The organism is Chitinophaga sp. (assembly GCF_035538455.1).
GTDB lineage: Bacteria > Bacteroidota > Bacteroidia > Chitinophagales > Chitinophagaceae > Chitinophaga.
The window spans coordinates 1-17,413 of record NZ_DATLKJ010000228.1 but is presented as its reverse complement, the minus strand read 5'-3'; the positions used below and the strand labels follow the sequence as shown (position 1 = coordinate 17,413).

Annotated in this window: 13 protein-coding genes; 6 read left to right on the top strand and 7 right to left on the bottom strand. The window is 47.3% G+C overall.

The genetic code is table 11. The annotated features are described in order from the left end of the window. The first annotated feature begins 97 nt into the window (after positions 1-97). Positions 98-589 carry a hypothetical protein gene (locus VM802_RS26990; protein ID WP_325536607.1) on the top strand — a complete coding sequence of 164 codons (492 nt, stop codon included), beginning with the start codon at positions 98-100 and terminating at the stop codon, positions 587-589. An 89-nt stretch (positions 590-678) separates the two neighbouring features. On the opposite strand, the gene VM802_RS26985 is transcribed toward VM802_RS26990, so the two are convergent. From VM802_RS26985 to VM802_RS26955, 7 genes are all read right to left on the bottom strand, one after another. After that, positions 679-981, bottom strand: a complete 303-nt coding sequence (locus VM802_RS26985; protein WP_325536605.1) for a hypothetical protein — start codon at positions 979-981, stop codon at positions 679-681. A gap of 275 nt (positions 982-1,256) precedes the next feature. Next, positions 1,257-2,663 carry a PKD-like family lipoprotein gene (locus VM802_RS26980; RefSeq protein WP_325536603.1) on the bottom strand — a complete coding sequence of 469 codons (1,407 nt, stop codon included), beginning with the start codon at positions 2,661-2,663 and terminating at the stop codon, positions 1,257-1,259. Between the two features lie 31 nt (positions 2,664-2,694). Then, positions 2,695-3,429: a DUF4843 domain-containing protein gene (locus VM802_RS26975; protein ID WP_325536601.1), complete on the bottom strand. Its 735-nt coding sequence runs from the start codon at positions 3,427-3,429 to the stop codon at positions 2,695-2,697. 18 nt (positions 3,430-3,447) lie between these two features. Beyond that, complete coding sequence (locus VM802_RS26970) at positions 3,448-4,866, bottom strand: RagB/SusD family nutrient uptake outer membrane protein (protein ID WP_325536599.1); 1,419 nt, start codon at positions 4,864-4,866, stop codon at positions 3,448-3,450. A 21-nt stretch (positions 4,867-4,887) separates the two neighbouring features. Continuing rightward, the gene (locus VM802_RS26965) at positions 4,888-8,268 is read right to left on the bottom strand and encodes a SusC/RagA family TonB-linked outer membrane protein (protein ID WP_325536597.1); all 3,381 of its coding nucleotides are present in this window, start codon (positions 8,266-8,268) and stop codon (positions 4,888-4,890) included. 381 nt (positions 8,269-8,649) lie between these two features. Beyond that, entirely contained in the window at positions 8,650-9,813 is a 1,164-nt protein-coding gene (locus VM802_RS26960; RefSeq protein ID WP_325536595.1) for a FecR family protein, read from the bottom strand. 69 nt (positions 9,814-9,882) lie between these two features. Next, positions 9,883-10,461, bottom strand: a complete 579-nt coding sequence (locus VM802_RS26955; protein WP_325536592.1) for an RNA polymerase sigma factor — start codon at positions 10,459-10,461, stop codon at positions 9,883-9,885. A 294-nt stretch (positions 10,462-10,755) separates the two neighbouring features. On the opposite strand from VM802_RS26955, the gene secA reads away from it, so the two are divergent. The 5 genes from secA to VM802_RS26930 form a co-directional block, all read left to right on the top strand. Beyond that, positions 10,756-14,079 carry a preprotein translocase subunit SecA gene (gene secA / locus VM802_RS26950; RefSeq protein WP_325536590.1) on the top strand — a complete coding sequence of 1,108 codons (3,324 nt, stop codon included), beginning with the start codon at positions 10,756-10,758 and terminating at the stop codon, positions 14,077-14,079. Between the two features lie 88 nt (positions 14,080-14,167). Next, positions 14,168-14,863, top strand: coding sequence for a deoxyribose-phosphate aldolase (deoC, locus tag VM802_RS26945; protein WP_325536588.1), 696 nt, complete (start codon positions 14,168-14,170; stop codon positions 14,861-14,863). Positions 14,864-14,883: 20 nt separating this feature from the next. Next, positions 14,884-15,324 (top strand): SPOR domain-containing protein, encoded by a 441-nt coding sequence (locus VM802_RS26940; RefSeq protein ID WP_325536586.1) that lies wholly within the window; start codon positions 14,884-14,886, stop codon positions 15,322-15,324. Further along, the gene (locus tag VM802_RS26935; RefSeq protein ID WP_325536584.1) at positions 15,308-16,483 is read left to right on the top strand and encodes a M20 metallopeptidase family protein; all 1,176 of its coding nucleotides are present in this window, start codon (positions 15,308-15,310) and stop codon (positions 16,481-16,483) included. Before VM802_RS26940 ends, VM802_RS26935 begins: the two co-directional genes overlap by 17 nt. A gap of 447 nt (positions 16,484-16,930) precedes the next feature. After that, positions 16,931-17,413 (top strand): hypothetical protein (locus tag VM802_RS26930; RefSeq protein WP_325536582.1); only part of this gene is annotated, 483 nt, incomplete at its 3' end.

Here is a 17,413-nt window from a genome sequence, read left to right as displayed (position 1 = left end):
AGCTGGAGAATGGAGAAAGCCTGCTGTTAAAATACTTGGCGCTTTTATACAATATCGGTAAATTTAGGTAAGACGTTGTTGTTTAAGCCCTTATCCCATGGCAAAGATAGATTTAGGTGAAGGCATTAAGCCACCATTTATGGGTACTATTCAGAATCTTTGCATCTACGAGATGTATGGGAGATACTATATACGTCTGAAGAGTTCCCTTACCAGCAAAAGGGTGAAGAAAGATCCGGCTTTCCGTAATACGATGAAGCATGCCGCCATCCTTGCGGAGGCTTCCCGTATTGCGGCTGCGGTGTACCGTGCTTTGCCCAAAGAACAGAAAGAGCATGCCTTATACCGGAAGCTTACCGGTATAGCCATAAGAATGCTGAAAGAAGGCGCCTCCCCCACTGTTATTACGGCCGCTTTGCAATCTGCATGCAGGAAGCCTGAAAAGAAAGCAGCTGTTTCGCCTGAACATAACAGGCCCTCATGTAAACGTGATGTACAGCCTGATACTGCCAGTTCCTTATATATAAACCAGGATGGATACCTGGAAAGCTCAATTGTATTGCCTGTCGAAATTGTTTTGCTGGAATAGATCAGGGAAGAAATGTATTGAGCTATTTAAAAGATCAACATGATTTCTCTTTTCTCAATAATGCAACGCATTAATGATAGCTAACCCATTTAATCCCAAAACAGGCCGCGGTGTTCCTCTTTATTAAGATAGTCCCCGGCTTGAAACTGCTTGTATAACTGGTAGGGAACAGTTTTCCGGGTGGGCATAGTATCTGTATGGAGCAACAGCAGCCGGAATTGCTCCCTGAAAGGAACTGAGGCGCTGTCGCGGCCCTTCCACTTATCCATTACGAGGTAGTTCAGACTATCCTTGCCATTGTAATGGCCGTAGTTCTTGAGATAAAAACACTGCTTATGATCCCCAGCTTCGGATAGCCGGTAAAAAAAACATTCATTTCCATTTGCTGCCACTGATGAAAAATATATCTTATCACCGGTAATAAAAAGATGATCACAATAAGGTACCGGAACGTTACAGACAAGGGGGCTGTGAACAAAAGGGCGATACCCAGTACCATCCGGGTGATGGCGGAAAAAAGTCTTGTGAATTTACAAGATTATATCACTAAAATTCCTTTAGTGATATAAAGTTTGTTAAGCCGTTATAATGTACATTAAAAGAACAACCGTTAGCAATGCACCTTCCGGCTACATCACTAACGGCTGAATCCTATATATCAGACGATCTACCTCCCTGTCTTATATGCTATATCATTGATCTTATCAAAGCCTTCAAACACTTTGCTGTAGGTATTGTTTTCAAAATCACCAGTAGCGCCTACGGGGAAGTAATAGACCTTTCCTTTCCCTGCTTCATGTGTAGCCACTACCAGGACACGGTTGGTTAGCGGGAATACTTTCATTTTGCGTACTTCTGTACCGGCAGGGAATGTATATGCCAGACGTGCGGACTGCGCGGGTATATCATACAGGTAGAGTTTATTATCACTTGCATAATAGATATGCGGCAGCATCTTGGATGGACAGAAGACACGGGTACTTCCCAGACCAGGAGCGGTTTTTACAGGGGAGGCACCGGTAGGCTCACTATACTCGCCTTCTGACTGGAACGTATATACGAAAAGCGAATCATTGTTATTGTTCTTAAAAAGACAGGCTATCTGCGCACCCTGCCCTGGGGCAGCCTGTATCAGCCGCTTGCTTACTTTCTTCATTGTGAAAAATTCATTCGCACCTTCCAGCGGATACAGGTCAAAGGTCCAGGGATCAGGATAGCGGAAGCCCTGTGCAATGGTATCGTAGTATATGGGACCACGTATATCGCTGGACATCAGGAATGGAGCCAGGTAGTAGCTGCCCACGGGCGCCGGTCCGAACTTGAATGGTGGAGGCACCATAGTGGCAAAGCTGTATGGACGCCCATTGTTGATAATGACTTCGCCGCCGCTGTAGCCGATATGCAGCTCCGGTTTGATGACAGCCGGCGGGGCAAAGAACCAGTCGTTGAAAGAAGTGGTGACACGAAAGGATGTGTAATCTACCTGAATACCACCAGCAGGTGAAAGTACATAGATGACCTGGTCGCTACGGCGCATGGTTACATCTACCATATTGGCGCCGGTGGGCAACGGCCGTTCCGGGTTACTTTTGGAATAGATGCGGTGGAATACAGTATTGACCGGTGTGATCATGGAGAGATCGGCCTGCGTGCTACCATCTTCCAGCACCAGCCAGCCTTCGTTGAATGCGCTTAATACCTTCACCGTCATTTTATTAATGTTGGTGACCCCTGTTTTATTATCCGTAATAAAGAGGTGAAGGGTATAAGTACCGGGAGCTTCCGGGATCATGGTATGCAGGTGCGCACTGGTAGAGTCGAGCGTGCGCCTGGTCAGCTGACTGCCTGGATACATCACCCATTTGTAGGTGAGGCCCGCAGGATCAGGGAGCGTTTGCGTAATCTGCGCGGTTATGTCCAGCGTATCGAACTGAAATACGGTGAAGGTATCTTTCCCGACTGCCGCGCCTACTTTGTTGATATCCTGGTATGTGTAATTTCCTTTGTCTTTATAACAGGCGCTGATGAACCACCAGCTTGCTATAGTGAGTATGATGAATAGTCTTTGATGCATATTTGATTGTTGTGAATTCCAGAGAATAATGTTAATCGAATGATATTTGCACACCGTTTTCATCGATCAGTGGACCGTGTTCTGTTTCGTATTTGTCCAGCGCCTGCTTGCAGAGTGTGGCATAGGCGGTAAACTGTCCGTAAGGCAACGAATCCGGTATAATGGCGGTGCCCAACGTCTGGATCATGAGTTTATATTTTACCGCGCTGTAGGCCCCAAAGAAGTATACCAGCCGTGAATCCCAGTTGGAGGGCTTGGTGAGATAATCGTTGATAACAATGAGATACCTGGTGGCGCCACCTGAAACTTTGCCGTTACCTTTAGAATCCAGCACGCCTGGTTCAAAATCCTTTGAAGGGATGATTTGTAGTAGCAGTTTCACGTTCTTTTGTTTCAGGTCTGGCGAACGTTTTACAAGAACGGCGACGGTACCGGTATAGGCGCCTGCCGGTATAGTATAAGACTGTAAAGTATAATGTGTGCCAGCTACAGCGGTGGTGCTGTCTGTTACCGGGCTGACGGATACTTCACGGATTACAGGTGCTGCTTCGCCGGAGATACGCAGTGGTATTTTCACGGTATCCACGAGGAGCGTATCCGGTTTTATGGCAAAGGAATAGACCGTACTATCTGCATTCACATCATAAGATGCTTTGTAGAAATACACGGCAGCAGGTTCGCCGAAGGAAAGCAGCGGGCTTTTTTTGCAGCCCGCTACCAGGTAACACAATACAGCAAGGGATATATAGTTGAATATATGTTTCATCAGATTATGTTTTAATGATTAGCGTCCGCCAAATTCAATTTCATTGTCGGGCAGCGGAAGTATGTATACTCTGTCGCCGGCTGCAATGCTGCTGCCGTCTATCTTTGCCGCGTTCTTTCTTTTGAAGTAATAGAACAGCTGCCCTTCTGCCACAAATTCTTTCTTGTATTCCTTCAGTATCTCTGCCTGGAAATTGGCCGCGGAGATGTTGCCAGGTAAGGCAGCGATACCGCGTTGCTTCCGTATTACATTGAGGTAATCAACACCTTCCGGAATGCTGGGCGCGCATTCTGCGGCGATATAGTATACCTCTGAAAGGCGTATCACGGGGATGTTGTTTATCAACCAGAATGCACTTGAATTTACATTCTCAACGCTGTATTTCGCGGGTGACATTGCGCCGGCAATGGACTGGTACTGGTAGTTGAAGCGGATGTCGGAACTACCGCCGGTACTGGTTTCATAGAGTGTGCCGAGTGCCTTGCTGGTGATGGAGAGCGGTGGTTGTGCTGTTGCAGTGTTTTTGAAATACTTATCTGTATAACTGACGATTTTGTAGCAATAAGGCCCGAAAAGGATTTCGTTGGCATAAATACGGTCACGATTGTACAGTGCAGCAGCGGCTTCATTGGTTACAAACGGAAACCATGCTGCCTGGTTGCTGATCACCTCGCGGGCAGCGGTGAGTGCCGCCTGCGTGTTACTCATATAGAGCTGTATGCGTGCCTGTAATCCTTTTACAGACCAGTAATTCATGTGATTGCGCGTATAGGAGATGAATGGGTTGTCAGTGAAGTCCCTCCGGACGGTCTTATCTGCTCCCAGTAATACAGCTGCAGCTTCCAGGTCTCTGAGGCAACTGTCTGCCACTGCCTTTACCGTCAGTTGTGGACTAACCTTCACTCCAAAGACCGTCACATAAGGAATCGCTTTCCGTTGCGGGTCCACCACCGGGGATGCGCCGAAGAGACGCAGCAGATCAAAGTGCAGCAATGCACGGAGTGCCAGTGCTTCGCCTTTAATGACTGCAAAATTGTTTCCGGAGAAAACACTTTTCTTTTCATCTACATATGCCAGTATGTTATTCGCATTCCCGATAGCGCTGTACATGTTAGTCCAGATATCGGCGATGTTGGTTTTTGTACCGGCGTCTATATAATTATAGACAGAAGCCTGATAGAATGCCTGCGATTGTGTATTGATATTATAGCGCTGGGCCATCACATCCAGGAATGTCATGGTGAGGCTCTGTCCATAAAGGGTGCTGTCTGCCATTTTCATGTATACGCCTGTCAGGGCATCCTGAAAGCCCTGTTCATTGGACAGCAGATCTTTTTGCAGTACCTGCGTTTCGGGGCGTACATCCAGCCACTTTTTGCAGCTGCCGGCAGTAACAATGATCAGCAAAAGAAAGACTGCATAATATTTATTTTTCATTTTTCTGACGCTTTTCATGATTTAGAATGAGGTGCTGAGATTGAGTGTGAAGTTTCTGGCGAAAGGATAGTCGAGACCACGTTCAATGGTGATGGACGACCATCTGGTGATATCGTTGGCAATAAATCCGATGCGGGTATTTTGCAACTTCCATTTTCGTGTATACTTCTCCGGTATCACATATGCCAGTGAGATGCTTTGCAGATTGATGTATTCATACCGCTGAACAAACCTGGAAGTGGCGTAGGTGGGTGTGGTATTGGTATAACCTTCTTCCGTAATCAGTCCTTTGAAGAAGGTTTGGTCTCCGGGTTGTTTCCATCTTCCTAATAATACCCTTTCATCTACCTGGTATTCCAGGTTGGCGTTTTCCACACGGTCGGCCAATGTCTGGTTATAGGTGGCGCCACGATACTGGTAGTTAAAATACAGCCCTAGCATCAGTCCTTTAAAGGTAACATTGGTACCGAAGTTGCCTTGCAGTTCTGGTATCTGGTCGCCTACTACTACTTTGTCGGCAGGATTCCAGTCGTAGGTGAGCTTTCCGTCTTTGGTGATGAACAGTTCTTTGCCGCTAGAAGGATCTATCCCTTTAGAACGCACAGCCCATATGGCATTGGGGCTCTGTCCCTCCTGAAAGCGGAGCTGGGGGGATTTTTGCTGGCCCTTATCATTTTTATCATTCTGCTCATTCAGTTTTTTGAGAGAGTTGGAAATATGTTTGATGTAGGTATTGTTATGAAGGCCATTGATGAAGAAGCTCCAATAGATGCCTTTATTGTCTTTTTTGATGGCAAAAATGGTAGCATTGAATTCATAGCCTTTGTTTTCCAGCACGCCCACATTTTCCTTGTAGCTGGTAACACCTGCTGACGGCGGGGTGTTGATGTCCAGTATGAGGCTGTTGGTGGTTTCTTTATATACATCAAACCGGAGAGAGAAACGTCCGGCGAATGCCTGTATATCCGTACCGAGGTTGCGTTTGAGGGTCTGCTGCCATTGCAGGTTTGTATTCCCATATCCTATCAGTGTGGCGCCAACCTGGCCGCGGTAGTTCTGATCGGTGTAGTACTGGTAGGTGGTTAAGCCCATGTATGGTGGAAAGTTGTTGCTGCCGGTGGTACCAACGCTGGCGCGTATACGAAATTGGTTCAGCCATTTGGCAGACTTCAGCCATGCTTCCTTAGAGAGATTCCAGCCTGCGCCTGCGCTCCAGAAAGGTGCAAAGCGTTTGTCGGCGCCGAACTGCGAAGACCCGTCTGCACTTAAGCTGAAGTCGGCGGAGTAGCGGTTATCATAACTGTAGCTCATGTTGGTGAATCCTGATATACGACGGGTTGTAGCCGCATTCCCCGCAGGGCGTGTATTGATGGGATACCCGTTACCAAACTGTATCTGGTCGAGGCGGTCTGTTGGGAAGCCGGTAACCGTTACAGCTGTGCCTTCGCTCATGGTTTGTGCGGTGCTGATACTGGTGGTATTAAAGAAGAGGTGTTTCCCAGAACGCAGGGAATAGTCGAGATTCAGGCCGGCATCGTAAGAGAAGAACTTGCTATGACCTTTGGTGTAGCTGCCTCTTTTGGTGATATCACCCTCCTGCAGGAAAGACGTATGGGTTGCCGGCAGGAAGTAGTTGCTTTCATCAGTCTGACGGGTGAGGCCCAAGCGGCCGGAGAGTCTGAACCCTTTTCCCATATTCCATTCTACCATTGTCTGGTTAGAGACGGAAGTATATTCTGTATTGTTGATGGTATTAATCGTGGCGTTATACAATGGATTGGGATAGATCTTTGATATGCCGGTGCTTGGGCTGTAGTAGCTTTCCAGTATGGGAACCACATGACCGCTGGAATCATAAGGGGACCAGTACTGGTTCTGTTTCGTATAGTCGCTGAAGTTACCATATTTAGAGTTGTTGGATTTATTGTAGTTCACAGACAATACATTTTTGAACAGCAGTTTTTTGAAGCGGTAGCTGAGGTTCATGTCTATGCTATAGTTATTGCGGTAGCTGTTTTTCATTACGCCGGCTTCCCTGTTAAAGCCAAGGTTGAGACCATAACGTACGAACTGATCGCCGCCTTCGAGGTAGAGCGAGTGACGTTGGCCAGCGCCGGTAGTAACGGGTTGTGCCAGCCAATAGGTGTTGACACCACGTTCAACGGCAGTCCTGCGATTGGCGTACAACTGCTTGTAGAATGCATCCAGATCTGGTCTTTCGGGGCGATTGCTGTATTCACTATACATACCTGCCAGTCTTTCTACTTCAAGTTTATCGCGTGCATTCAGCAGGTGGTACACGGTGAGATCTGGCGCTGTTACCTGCATTACGCCGCTGTAGCTCACCTGTAGTTTACCGGGCAGTGGTTGTTTGGTGTCTACCACGATCACGCCGTTGGCGGCTCTGGAGCCATAGAGTGAGGTGGCGGCAGCATCTTTCAGGATGGTGAAGCTGGCGATGCGGTTGATGTCGAGGTCGTATAATTTCTGGAGGCTTACTTCAAAGCCATCGAGGATCAGTAATGGTTGATTGGGGTTGGTGTTGTAGGTGGCCATGAAGTCAGCTCCGGAACCGGGAAGATTTTTACCGGTGGCCTGTTGCGGGAAATTGTTAGTGCCGCGGAGATTGATTTCCGGCAGGCGGTTAGGATCGCTGCCGAACTGCATGTTTTCGGGCATACGGATAGCAGGATCAAATATCCTGATGGCATCGAGCGCATTGACCATACTCACGTTGCGCAGCTGGGAGCCGGAGATAGTGGTAGCGGAACCGGTAAAGCTTTCCTTGGGCCGTTTATACATACCCGTAGTCACTACTTGTCCTTCTAGTTGGATAGCCCGTGGTTGCAGACGGATGGTGAGGTCTGTGTTATTCTGTACCGTGAGGACAATGGGATCGTAGGCGATGTGTTTTATGATCAGCACGGCGCCGCGGTTTTTCAGCGCGAGCACGAATTTTCCTTCCAGGTCTGTAGTGGTACCTTGTGTGGAGCCTTGTATGCCGATGGTTACACCGGCAACAGGCAGGCCGGTTTTGCCATCGAGGATCTGGCCTTTTATCTCTATTGGTGGCATGGCGGCTATCATGTCTGCAATGATGATGCGCTCTATGGGCCTTTCTTTTACAATAATGGTATTGAACTTTATTTCGTAAGTGAGGTCTGACTGATTGAAACATTGATTGAGTGCATCTTTCAGAGGCGTGCTGCGAATATTGAGATCTATAACTCCGGCTGAGTTGATGAGCTTTGGGTTATAGATGAATTCGAAGCCGGTCTGTGCCCGGATCATATTGAACACCGCCTTAAACGATAGTTTTCTGCCGGAGATAGTTACAGACTGTGAGTAGGATGCAGCACTGAGATGGAGTGCGAATAAGAGGATGACAGATGTTAATTTCATAATTAACAGCATTTTGGTTGATGAAGTCAGCGGCCGGGGCCTGACTTTTGTGCATAGAAATACTTTCATACTTTCGTACTGTTTAGGCTGGTTTTTGATGACTGCTTTTTTGAACGGATGCAGCAATTGATAATGGGCCTGAACGTCCGGCCGGGGGTGGTTCCAAGCACTCCCGGTTTTCTTTTCAGGCCCTGATGGTTGGTTGTTGGTTTTACTTATTCATCTTTTATAATCATTTGTCTAATGCAGAAACTGGCTGATTGTTTATACTCAGACTGGTTGGTGGTAGCTGTTCACTATAGATGTTGACATCTGGCAATAGAAGTCCCTGATATAATGGTGGTTATATCTTTACGTTGTAAATAGAATGATGATCGTTTACTACCGTTTTGGTATAACTATGATCCGGCTGTTGTCAAGTTTAAACTGTACACTTCCTGTAGTTTCCAGTATATCCAGTAATTGTGATACGTTTTCTTTGCGCGACATGACCCCTGAGAGTGTTACGCCCCGGAAGTCGCCCTGGTATTCTATTTCTACGTCGTACCAGCGGGCCACCTGTCGCATAATTGTTTGAATGTCTGTTTCGTCAAACATAAAATGTCCTTCTTTCCAGGCTGTAGCGGCTTCTATGTTGGCCTGCGATACATGCAGGGAGGGACTGTCGCCGGTTCGTTCTGCCTGTTGTCCGGGTGTGAGGCGACTTACAGCTTTCCTTGCCACTACATTTACGGCGCCTGAAACCAGTGTGGTTCTGACGGTTTGTTCGTCGGCATAGGCCATGACATTAAAGCTGGTGCCGAGTACGACAACATCCATTCTGTCTGTTTTCACCGTGAATGGTCTGGTGGCATCCGGTGTTACATCAAAGTAGGCTTCACCTGTGAGTACCACGGCGCGGTCTTCTCCGGAGAACGATGTCGGGAAGCGCAGGCTGGAAGCCGCGTTCAACCATACATGTGTGCCGTCCGGCAATACTATCCGGAACTGGCCGCCACGTGGTGTTTCAAGTGTATTGTATACTACTTCGCCGGTAGCGGCGCCTTTATATATCAGTTGCCCGCTATCTGGCTTTATCAGCTGTAAACCGCCCTGGTTACCCAATACGCCGTTTTGTGCGCTGTCCAGTATAATTTGCTGGCCACCTGCGAGGATCAGCACTGCTTTGCTGCCGCCAGGGGCACCGGGTTGTTTTACCGCTGCCAGTACTGGTTTGCTGTGGTCGCTGGTTCCCGTGATGAACCAGGTGAGCGCTATTGCGATCAGTACAGCAGCTGCGGCCGCGTAGCGGAACCAGGGCCTGCGGTGTACCGGGATGATATTTGCCTGTTCTTCTTTTGCGATCTGCCGGTTAATCTTTTCCAGCAGGCCGGAATCGTAGGGCGCTGCATCTTTCTGCGCAGCTATTACAGCCTCCAATTGCAAGAGCACATCGTGATATTCCTGCACGCTCAAAGTCTTCAGCCACTTGTCCAGTGTGGCTTTATCTTCTTGCGTGCCTGTGCCTGCGGCGATTTTCTGTAATAAATCCAGATAGTTGTTCATCACGGTAATATATACACGTTTGAATAAATCGAAAGGGGATGGTGGGTCGAAAAAAAATCTGAAATTTTTTCACATCAGCATTAGCAGTACCAGGATAGCCACAGCCATATCGCCGTATTGACGGATATAGTCCCGGATAAATCTGCTGGCAAGATGGAGCTGTTTTTTTACGACAGCCGTGGTAATATTAAGGTGGCTGGCTATTTCAGCCCAGGAAAGATCATGTTGCGTGCTTAGTTCGAAAATCTGTTTTCTTCTTTCCGGCAGCAGAGAAATGGCTGTGCGGGCGAGTTGGTGGTATTCGCGGTATTTCAGCTCATCTTCCGGATCATAGTCGTGTTGTTCCAGTTCTTTCAGTTCTCCATCCAGCAGTTTACGTTTTTTTTCCTGCCGGAAAATATCGATAAGCCGGTTACGCGCCATACGATACAGATAAAATTCGAATGACTGAAGGCCGGCAAAGGTTTCTCTCCGGAACCATACTTTCACGAAAATGTCCTGGGTAATCTCTTCCGCCATTCCGGGGGTGTTCCCGGTAAAAGGCATGAGATAGCGAAAAAGCCTGGGCTGATAATATTTATATAAAGCAGTGTATGCCCCGCGGTCCCCGGCCGCGAGCTGCTCCAATAACAGCGACTCGTCGATCATGGGTGTGAATATAGTTTTTTTGACTTTTACATTATGCCCCGAAATCCCCGAATTTATTACTAATTTTACCGACCTTGTAAAGCGGCTGGTGGGGGACTGACACCTTGACAGTTTGTTTTTCCAAGCACAGTATTTGAGTAACTTAAAGTCCCCGGCCTGTTTTAACTCACTAAGCCACAGCCTTTGTGCCACAGGCTGGTAAGCAGAAACACTAAACCAACTGACGTCAATTCAGCCAGGGATGGGGATAATGTTACAATAATAGAAATCGTAATTCGTAATTAAACATTCAACATGTTAGGTTTTTTAACAAAACTTTTTGGAGGGAATAAATCCGACAGAGATATTAAGTCGATCGCTCCATTAGTGCGCCAGATTAATGAGGAGTACGAAAAACTGCAATCCCTGCCTATTGACGACCTGCGTCAAAAAACACAGGATTTTCGTCAGCGCATCAGCGCGCACCTGGCCTCTATTGACCAGGAGATAGCAGCGAAAAAGGATGCAGCCGAAGCAGCTGAAGACGTTACAGAGAAAGATACTATCTACCAGGAAATAGATCTGCTAAAAAAAGACCGCGACAAGAATCTGGAAGTAGTGCTGAAGGAGTTGCTGCCGGAGGCTTTTGCAGTGGTGAAAGAAACAGCGCGTCGTTTAACTACTAATACTAATCTCACTGTTACAGCAACTGCACTGGACCGCCAGCTGGCAGTAGCAAAGGAATATGTGACCATCGATGGCGACAAAGCTACCTGGAGTAATTCCTGGAACGCTGCCGGCAACATGGTTACCTGGAATATGATCCACTACGACGTACAGTTGATAGGCGGTTCCGTACTGCATCAGGGTAAGATCGCTGAAATGGCGACAGGTGAAGGTAAAACACTGGTATCCACATTGCCTGCATACCTGAATGCATTGGCCGGCGAAGGCGTACACATTGTAACCGTGAACGACTACCTCGCCCGTCGTGACTCCGAATGGAACGGCCCTCTTTTTGAATTCCTCGGTATTACCGTTGATTGTATAGATAAACACCATCCAAATACAGCCGCCCGCCGCGGCGCTTACCTGGCGGATATTACGTACGGTACCAACAATGAATTCGGCTTTGACTATCTCCGTGATAACATGGTGCATAGCCCTGACGAAATGGTGCAGCGTAAACATCATTACGCCATGGTGGATGAGGTGGATAGCGTATTGGTGGATGATGCACGTACGCCACTGATTATCTCCGGTCCTGTACCCCGTGGTGAAGAGCAGGAATTCCATGTGCTCAAGCCTCGTATCCAGAACCTGGTAGAGTTACAGAAGAAAGTGGTGAACCAATACCTCATTGAAGCTAAGAAGCTTATCAGTGAAGGTAAAGATGATCCGAAAACCGGTGGTCTTGCACTGATGCGTGCCTGGAGAGGCTTGCCCAAGGCTAGTGCCCTGATTAAATATCTCAGTGAGCCTGGTGTAAAAGTATTGCTGCAGAAAGCAGAGAACTATTATCTCGCTGATCAGCAGCGTGAAATGCCGAAAGTGGATGAAGGCCTGTATTTTATTATCGAAGAGAAGAACAACAGCGTAGATCTCTCTGAAAAGGGTATTACAGAAATCACCCGCGCAGGAGAAGATCCTCACTTCTTCGTTATGCCAGATGTGGGTTCTGAACTGGCGGAAATTGAAAAGTTGTCAGTTACGCCTGAGGAAAAACTTCAGCGTAAAGAGGTTCTGCTACAGGATTATGCCTTGAAGTCAGACCGTATCCACTCCGTACAGCAGTTGCTGAAAGCATACACCCTGTTCGACAAGGATGTGGAATACGTAGTACTCGATGGTAAGGTGAAGATTGTGGATGAACAGACTGGTCGTATCCTTGATGGACGCCGTTATTCAGATGGTCTGCACCAGGCGATTGAAGCAAAGGAAAATGTGAAAGTGGAAGCCGCTACACAAACCTTCGCCACTATCACCCTTCAGAATTACTTCCGTATGTATCACAAGCTGGCCGGTATGACCGGTACGGCATCTACAGAAGCCGGTGAGCTCTGGGAAATCTATAAGCTGGATGTGGTGACTATTCCCACTAACCTGCCTATTTCACGTAAGGACTCTGAAGATCTCGTATACAAAACAAAGCGGGATAAATATAAAGCCGTTATCGAAGAGGTTAAACAGATGCGCGATCAGGGCCGCCCGGTGCTGGTAGGTACTACCTCCGTGGAAGTGTCTGAGTTGCTCAGTAAAATGTTGACCTTCGAGAAAGTACAGCATAACGTACTCAACGCAAAACAGCATGCCCGCGAAGCCCAGATCGTTGCGGAAGCCGGTCTGGCCGGAGCTGTGACCATCGCTACCAACATGGCTGGTCGTGGTACGGACATCAAGCTCGGCCCCGGAGTGAAAGAAGCTGGTGGGCTGGCTATCATCGGTACGGAAAGACACGAAAGCCGTCGTGTAGACAGGCAGCTGCGTGGCCGTGCCGGTCGTCAGGGAGATCCGGGTACCTCCCAGTTCTTCGTATCGCTGGAAGATGACCTGATGCGTATGTTTGGTTCTGAGCGTATTGCCGGACTGATGGACCGCATGGGTTATAAAGAAGGTGAAGTGATCCAGCACAGCATGATCACCCGTTCTATCGAAAGAGCGCAGAAGAAAGTGGAAGAAAACAACTTCGGTATCCGTAAGCGCCTGCTGGAATACGATGACGTAATGAACAAACAGCGTACGGTGATCTACGCGAAACGTAATCACGCCCTGTTTGGCGAGCGTCTTGCTATCGATACAGACAACGCGTTTTATGATGTTGCTGAAAATATGGTGATCACTCATAAAGAAAGTGGTGATTACGATGCATTCAAAATGGATGCGATCATCAACTTCTCCATTGATACAGCCGTGACCAAAGAAGAGCTGGCCCGTACAGACGTGCCCACGCTGACTTCCAAGCTGTATCATGAAGCTGTGGATAGCTATCACCGCAAATCCAACGAGATCACTTCCAACACCCTGCCTGTGATTGAGCGTATTCACGAGGAACAGGGACAGCACATCGAAAATATTTCCATCCCATTCACGGACGGTAAGAAAGGCATCAACGTGCTGGCTAACCTGAAAAAGGTAGTAGACACTAAAGGTCATGAAACCATCAGTGCGCTGGAACGCAGCATTACGCTGGCGCTGATCGATGAAGCATGGAAAGAGCACCTGCGTGAAATGGATGAACTGAAACAGTCCGTACAGGGTGCAGTATACGAACAGAAAGACCCACTGCTGATCTATAAGCTGGAAGCCTTCAAACTGTTCAAACAGATGGATGGAGAAACCAGCCGCGACATTGTATCCTTCCTCTGTAAGTGTGGTATTCCTGTAAGCCAGGAAGCACCTACTGAAGAGCAGATCCGTGAAGGCCACGAAGAAAAGACCGATATGAGCAAACTGCGCGCTTCACATGAGGATATCGTAGAACAGCATAACGGTAACGGCGCACCTGCACAGGAATATGCTGAACACGTGGAAGAAGAGAAAATGGAGCCGGTACGTGTAGGTCCTAAAGTAGGCCGCAATGATCCCTGTCCTTGCGGAAGCGGTAAAAAATTCAAAAACTGTCACGGTAAGGATCTTTAATATATCCTGATGTGAGATCATATTAGAACGGATTACGGCAACGTAATCCGTTTTTGCATTAATTTCGCCCTGTAATTATTTTATGAAGATGCATATCAATCGCTATATAGATCATACAATACTGAAGCCTACCACTACACTGGAAGACATCAAAAAGCTCTGCATGGAGTGCGTGGAATATGACTTTGCAGCTGCCTGCGTACCGCCGCCCTATGTGAAACTGGCTAAACAATTTCTTGGCGCCACCACTACCAAAGTGGCTACAGTAATAGGATTTCCGTTCGGGTATTCCGCTATTGAAGCAAAAGTAGCTGAAGCGGTGCTGGCCATTGTAGACGGTGCAGATGAACTGGATGTGGTGATCAATATTTCGGCTATTAAGAATAATGACTGGGAATATCTTGAAAAAGAGATTGCTAACCTGATGTACATCATCCGGGAAAAGCAGAAAGTAGTGAAGGTGATCATCGAAAGTGGCATATTATTGGAGGACGAGATTGTGAAATGCTGCGAGCTGTACAGCAAGTATGGTGTGGATTTCGTGAAAACATCCACCGGCTATGCAGAAAAAGGCGCTACTGTTGAGGCGGTGAAGCTGATGCGGGCCAACCTACCGGAGAACATACAGATCAAAGCTTCGGGAGGTATTCGTACCTTTGATTTTGCGAAGGCATTGATAGAAGCCGGCGCTACACGCATAGGCGCGAGTGCCAGCGTGAGCATCATGAAAGAGAGCAAGGATGAAAACAGCAGCGATACTACCGGCAACACGAACGATTATTAATAATTAATTATACAGTACCGATGCAAAAATTATTCTTCCTGGTTTGCAGCCTGTTGATAAGTAGCTGGGCAATAGCGCAGGATAATGCGCTGGCTGGCAACGGAAATGTAAAAGTGATCAAAGACGGGCGTGTGGATGTGCTGATCCGTAAACAGATCTACATCAACACACTGGCTATCCGTAATCAGGCGGGCTTCCGGGTGCAGGTAATTTCCACTAACAAAAGAGGTGATGCCAACGAAGCCAAAGCGCGCGTAATGCAGCTGTACAGCGACTATCGTACTTACCTCGATTACCAGGCTCCCTATTTTAAAGTGCGCGTAGGCGATTTCAAAAGCCGCGAAGAAGCCACAGAACTGCGTGATAAACTATCCAGCCTTTTTTCAGGAGGCGTATTTGTAGTACCGGCTATTATTAACGTGTCACCGGATAAAGAACTATCGAATGAAGAACCGTATTAAGGAGCTGGCGAAAGCTTATGCACCGGCTTTTATAGACATCAGGCATCATATACATGCACATCCCGAACTATCTTTCCAGGAATATGAAACTTCGAAATTCATCCGGCAGAAACTGGATGAATTTGGCATTCCATATAAAGCAGGTATTGCCGGTACCGGCATCATTGCATTGATTGAAGGAAAGAACCCTTCTTCCAAGACAATTGCACTGCGTGCAGACATTGATGCGCTGCCTATCACTGAGGCCAATAACGTGCCTTATAAGTCCGTTAATGAAGGGGTAATGCATGCCTGCGGTCATGACGTGCACACTACCTGTGTACTGGGTGCTGCAAAGATCCTGCATGAACTGAAAGATGAGCTGGAAGGCACTGTTAAGATCCTGTTCCAACCCGGAGAGGAAAAGCATCCCGGCGGCGCCAGCATCATGATAGAAGAAGGCGCGCTCGAAAACCCACGTCCAGACGTTATCCTGGGCATGCATGTGCAGCCTCCCATTGAGGCTGGCAAGTTGGGCTTTCGCGCCGGCAAGTATATGGCCAGCGCCGATGAAATATACATTACTATAAAAGGTAAAGGTGGCCATGCGGCACAGCCGCATCTTACCGTAGATACTATTCTTGTAGCATCGCAACTGGTAGTAAGCCTGCAGCAGATCATCTCCCGTAATAACAATCCGTTCTCCCCTTCCGTTCTTTCCATCTGCGCTTTCAACGGCGGTTTCACCACCAATGTGATCCCCAGCGAAGTGAAACTGATGGGTACTTTCAGGGCTATGGACGAAACATGGCGTTTCAAAGCGCATGAACTGATCCGCAAACAGGCAGTAGGCATCGCTGAAGCTATGGGTGCAGAAATAGACCTGGAAATACTAGTAGGGTATCCTACCCTTTATAACAATGAAGAAGTAACCGCCAAAGCGCGTGCCTTCGCAGAAGACTACCTCGGCCAATCACAGGTGGAAGACACCGAAATTCGCATGGGTGCTGAAGATTTTGCCTTCTACTCACAGGTTATACCCGCCTGCTTCTTCAGGCTGGGAACCGGTAATGTAGCGAGAGGCATTACTTCCGGTGTGCATACGCCTACCTTTGATGTAGATGAGAAAGCGATTGAGGTAGGTATGGGCGCGATGGCGTACCTGGCCACACAGTTTTAAGATGATATTTACCAATACCGGGAAAGTCCTGACGATGTTCAGGACTTTTTTATTTTGTGCGACTGCTTGCAGATAGGATGCGGTTTGTGGGAGTAGTTTCGGTGGAGAAATGAAAGAGTTTTTCTGATATCAGGAAAAATCATTTTCTTCGTATTGTCAAGTGAAAGATTTTCTTATCAACTGATATTATCCCTGAGGAACAGTGTAACCATCAATAAATCCCGAACTATGAAGATGTTGACCCGTGAACCTAATTTATTATGTATGCTTTCAGATAGGGATAAGTGAACATGGTGTTTCGCTATGTTTTTATGCACGTTTATAACCAAAATGAATTTCAGTCTTAGCAGTATTATTAATAGAATTCCTATGCGTATAGTCAGTTTGTTTATCCTTATCGTTTTCTCTGGTGCAGAGGTGTGTGCACAAGGAAATTCTAATCTTGGAATGGATCAGAGAATCTATAAGTTCAATATGGCTTCCCCGGAGGCTCAGTCGTTGGGCAAGTATGGCGATATTCCTGTATCGCTTCATACGGGTGTACCCGATATCTCGGTTCCTTTGTACAATATTCAGTTACCAGGATTGCAGATTCCCGTGACTATGAGTTATCATGCCGGAGGAGTAAAAGTGGAAGAGGTAGCAGGAAATGTTGGGTTAGGATGGACGTTGAATTATGGGGGAATGATAACACAGATGCAGAATGGTATAAATGACTTTGTTGGATATAAAGGATGGCTGGGAGGTTATATGAATGTTGACAGCATCTTTAAAATAATAGGCTCTACCTACGTGGTAAGTACAATGAATCCAGACGGGACTATCAGTGTAACTCCCGATCTCATATTTGCCCTGGAAGCAGCTTTTGGGATGGCAGATAGTCAACCTGATCTGTTTGCATATAGCTTTCCGGGTGAATCGGGGAAGTTT

What these genes read in the sequence shown, in the direction of transcription:
- VM802_RS26935 (WP_325536584.1), top strand. Translation starts at nt 15,308, where the DNA reads ATGAAGAACCGTATTAAGGAGCTGGCGAAAGCTTATGCACCGGCTTTT.
- VM802_RS26965 (WP_325536597.1), bottom strand. Translation starts at nt 8,268, where the DNA reads ATGAAATTAACATCTGTCATCCTCTTATTCGCACTCCATCTCAGTGCT.
- VM802_RS26940 (WP_325536586.1), top strand. Translation starts at nt 14,884, where the DNA reads ATGCAAAAATTATTCTTCCTGGTTTGCAGCCTGTTGATAAGTAGCTGG.
- VM802_RS26980 (WP_325536603.1), bottom strand. Translation starts at nt 2,663, where the DNA reads ATGCATCAAAGACTATTCATCATACTCACTATAGCAAGCTGGTGGTTC.
- VM802_RS26960 (WP_325536595.1), bottom strand. Translation starts at nt 9,813, where the DNA reads ATGAACAACTATCTGGATTTATTACAGAAAATCGCCGCAGGCACAGGC.
- VM802_RS26990 (WP_325536607.1), top strand. Translation starts at nt 98, where the DNA reads ATGGCAAAGATAGATTTAGGTGAAGGCATTAAGCCACCATTTATGGGT.
- secA (WP_325536590.1), top strand. Translation starts at nt 10,756, where the DNA reads ATGTTAGGTTTTTTAACAAAACTTTTTGGAGGGAATAAATCCGACAGA.
- VM802_RS26975 (WP_325536601.1), bottom strand. Translation starts at nt 3,429, where the DNA reads ATGAAACATATATTCAACTATATATCCCTTGCTGTATTGTGTTACCTG.
- VM802_RS26970 (WP_325536599.1), bottom strand. Translation starts at nt 4,866, where the DNA reads ATGAAAAATAAATATTATGCAGTCTTTCTTTTGCTGATCATTGTTACT.
- VM802_RS26955 (WP_325536592.1), bottom strand. Translation starts at nt 10,461, where the DNA reads ATGATCGACGAGTCGCTGTTATTGGAGCAGCTCGCGGCCGGGGACCGC.
- deoC (WP_325536588.1), top strand. Translation starts at nt 14,168, where the DNA reads ATGCATATCAATCGCTATATAGATCATACAATACTGAAGCCTACCACT.